Below are 2910 nucleotides of genomic sequence, written 5' to 3' on the forward strand. Positions count from 1 at the left end.
TACGACATTTACACCACAGAAAAAAAGGCCCTGATAAATCGGTCTACATATCAATAAGATTTCTACTTTTGTTTTTTTTATAAAAGTATCAAAGCTTAACTCACCCAGAACCATAATCTTAGGATAATGAACCCACATCTAAAAAAGTTATCCGCAGCCGGATTGCTCATCACTCTTGGTATCATCTTCGGCGATATCGGCACCTCGCCACTTTATGTTTTTCAAACTTTACTTATAGAAGGTGGAAAAGTAAATGAAAGTCTGGTGCTGGGGTCCATTTCCTGTATCTTCTGGACACTTACCCTTCAAACTACTTTCAAGTATATATTTATTACTTTGCAAGCAGACAATCGTGGTGAAGGCGGCATATTTTCTTTATATGCGCTGGTTAGACGATATGGAAAATGGCTGGCCATACCTGCCATCATAGGCGCAGGAACCTTACTGGCTGACGGGATCATCACCCCCCCTATCTCTGTCACTTCGGCAATTGAAGGCCTAAACCTGGTTCCCTATTTTTCTAAGGCAATTATACCGGGCAATGATCTGGTCCTGCTGATCGTCATCACCATTATGCTTTTATTGTTCTTTTTCCAGCAATTTGGAACAAAGATCGTAGGTTCCGCTTTTGGACCAGTGATGTTGATGTGGTTTTTAATGCTGGCCGTTGTCGGGAGTTTACAGCTGGCCCACTATCCTCAGATCATAAAAGCATTAAATCCGTATTACGGTGCTGCACTTTTAATAGAACATCCAAAAGGATTCTGGCTTCTTGGGGCTGTGTTTTTATGTACAACCGGAGCAGAGGCGCTGTATTCAGACCTGGGACATTGCGGAAGGAAAAACATCCAGGTCAGCTGGATCTTTGTAAAAGTTTCTCTCCTTTTAAATTATCTTGGCCAGGGTGCCTGGGTATTGACCCAACCGGTTACAAAAAATTTCACTGGTATAAATCCATTTTTTGAGATCATTCCACATTTCTTTCTGCTACCAGGCATCGCTCTGGCCACTATGGCAACCATTATTGCCAGCCAGGCCCTGATCAGTGGTTCCTTTACCTTGATCAGCGAAGCAATCAGTATGAATTTCTGGCCAAAGGTTACCATTAAATATCCTTCAAATATCCGCGGACAAGTGTATATACCAAGTATCAACTGGATCCTTTGTTTTGGTTGTATTGCTGTTTCTTTATACTTCCGCACCTCCGCAGCAATGACTGCCGCTTATGGTTTCTCCATTACTATAGCTATGCTGATGACCACCATACTCATGTATTATTTCATGAGGTATGTAAAACACTGGCCATTATGGATTGTAACAATTATTTTGTGCGTGTTCCTTTGTGTTGAATTCTCCTTCTTTGTTGCCAATGCCGTTAAGATTCTGAAAAGATTGTTCTTCCTTGTATTTGAATTTGGGCTGATCTTTACCATGTATATCTGGTTCAGGGCCCGTAAAATCAACAACAGGTTTCTGAACTTTATTGACCTGAAGGATCAGTTACCTCTGTTAAGAGCACTGAGTGAAGACCCTAGCATATCTAAATATTCTACACACCTGATCTATTTAACCAAAGCGAATAACAGCAAGCAAATTGAGCAAAAGATCATGTATTCGATTTTGAGCCGGAAACCCAAACGCGCAGATGTGTACTGGTTTGTACATATTGAGCGGACAGACGAGCCCTATACAATGGAATACAGCGTAGAGGAATTAGACGATGATAAAGTGATCCGGGTTGAATTCCGTTTAGGTTTCAGAATACAACCGAGAGTAAATGTTTTATTCAGAAAAGTTGTGGAAGATATGGTTAGCCGCAAAGAACTGGACATTACCAGCAAATACGATTCCCTGAACAAATACAATCTTGCTGCAGATTTTCAATTTGTCATTATGGAAAAGTTCTTGTCTTACAACAACGAATTCAGTGTGAGTGAGGGTTTCATATTAAACAGTTATTTTGCCATTAAAAAACTAGCTCAGTCTGAAGCTAAAGCCTTTGGTTTGGATACCAGTGAAACCCGGATTGAGAAAATACCTCTGGTGGTTAAACCATTAACGGCAATAGTTTTAAAAAGAGTTGATCCTTACTCACATAGTCCTATTTAAAAATGATTGTAAATTCGTGTTATGATAAAATCACCTCCTGATCCTGCTGCACTCTTAGTTTTCCGTAAAGCTTTAGAAAAATTTGTCACTTTCAGTGAAGAAGAGTGGATGTTATTCGCACAGCATGTCAGTACTTCATTTCTTAAAAAGAAAGAACATTTTGCGTGTGAAGGAGAAATAGCCAACGACATTGGTTTTATTTTAACAGGCTCTGTGCGCTATTATCACATTAAAGACGGTGAAGAAATTACCGGCTATTTCAGTTTTGACGGGGAATTGGTCAGTTCTTACAAAAGCTTTTTGACCAGGCAACCCGGAACAAGCTATATCCAGGCATTGGAACCCACTACCTTGCTGCTGATCTCCTATGACCATCTGCAAGACATGCTTAACCATCCCCAGCTTGCCTATAAAATGGAGCGTTTTGGACGCCTTACTGCCGAATACTATCTGTGCTGTTACGAAGAAAGGATCAGCTCCTTCATTACCCAGACGCCTGAAGAGCGTTACCAGGATCTGATTAGCAAGGAACAGGAGATCCTCCAGCGTGTACCACAGCATTATATCGCGAATTTTCTGGGCATTACCCCCGTTTCTTTATCAAGAATCCGCAAAAGATTATTGTTCCAGCCATCTTAATAAAATTCCTTATCTTTTGTTAACGTTTTGATCTCCAGCACAAGGCTACCTTTGATCAGATAAAAAACTAAAAAGATATGCACACGATATTAGGCGCTGGAGGACCAACAGCAAATGCACTGGCCCGCGAATTATCTCTGAATAAAGAAACGATCCGTCTGG

The 2910-nt window shown here is 40.7% G+C and carries 2 protein-coding genes; both read left to right on the forward strand.

Translation table 11 applies throughout. The annotated features are described in order from the left end of the window. The first annotated feature begins 126 nt into the window (after positions 1-126). A complete protein-coding gene (locus tag VNZ46_RS12485; protein ID WP_325560461.1) occupies positions 127-2109 on the forward strand; it encodes a KUP/HAK/KT family potassium transporter in 1983 nt (660 codons plus the stop codon). Positions 2110-2130: 21 nt separating this feature from the next. Continuing rightward, positions 2131-2748, forward strand: coding sequence for a Crp/Fnr family transcriptional regulator (locus tag VNZ46_RS12490; RefSeq protein ID WP_325560462.1), 618 nt, complete (start codon positions 2131-2133; stop codon positions 2746-2748). Positions 2749-2910 lie beyond the last annotated feature (162 nt).

The sequence above is a fragment of the Pedobacter sp. genome (assembly GCF_035566355.1).
In the GTDB taxonomy this organism is placed as follows: Bacteria; Bacteroidota; Bacteroidia; order Sphingobacteriales; family Sphingobacteriaceae; genus Pedobacter.